At 39.2% G+C, this 916-nt stretch carries 1 protein-coding gene; it reads right to left on the bottom strand.

Translation table 11 applies throughout. The annotated features are described in order from the left end of the window. Window positions 1–916: thioredoxin fold domain-containing protein (locus GOQ17_RS16025; protein WP_159639062.1), on the bottom strand; the 916-nt coding region annotated here is incomplete at both ends.

Here is a 916-nt window from a genome sequence, read left to right on the forward strand (position 1 = left end):
AGCGCAAGAAAGCTTCATATTTGTCGATATCGTAAACAGCTCCACTCGTCGGAACCAATAACTCGCCATTCGCATCAAGCAAAGCATATAATGGCTGGGAATTACTTTCAAATCTGGTGATTTGAAAATCCGCATTACGCTTACTTACCGTATTTACTTTTTTACCTGTCTTTTCTGAGACGTAATGCTCAGATTCTGGAAGTGTTAATACTTTATCATCCACATACAATTCCACCAAAATAAATTCATTGTTGATCAAATCTTTGATTTTTGGTGCACTCCATACTTCAGCCTCCATTTTACGACAGTTCACGCAGTTCCACCCAGTAAAATCCACCATCAATGGTTTGTTTTGCTCTTTCGCTGCTGCTAAAGCTTCTTCGTAATCGTAGTAGGGATCCATACCTTTGATGGTCGCTTTGCTGTGGAAATAAGTGTAATGTTTGCGTGAAGACGCATCTACACTAGAGGCATTCCCAGTAGGAGAAACACCTGAAGTCAAATCAAAATCCTGCGTGCCTACTGGAGGTAAGAAAGCAGAAATCGCTTTCAATGGAGCTCCCCACATGCCTGGTATCATGTACACCACAAATGTAAAAACCAAGATAGCAAACATCGTACGAGGCACAGACATATACTCCAACGTACTATCGTGCGAAAATTTGATTTTACCAATTAAGTATAACCCTAACAGTCCAAAAATAACAATCCATAATGCCAAGTATACTTCTCTATCCAATAAATTCCAATTGTATGCTAAGTCTACATTTGACAAGAATTTTAGAGCTAAAGCCAATTCTAAGAAACCCAAAACTACCTTCACACTATTCAACCAACCTCCAGATTTTGGAAGTGATTTCAGCATAGATGGGAACATCGCGAATAGCACAAATGGAACAGCCAATGCTAATGAAAA

The sequence above is a fragment of the Sphingobacterium composti genome (assembly GCF_009829075.1).
In the GTDB taxonomy this organism is placed as follows: Bacteria; Bacteroidota; Bacteroidia; order Sphingobacteriales; family Sphingobacteriaceae; genus Sphingobacterium; species Sphingobacterium composti.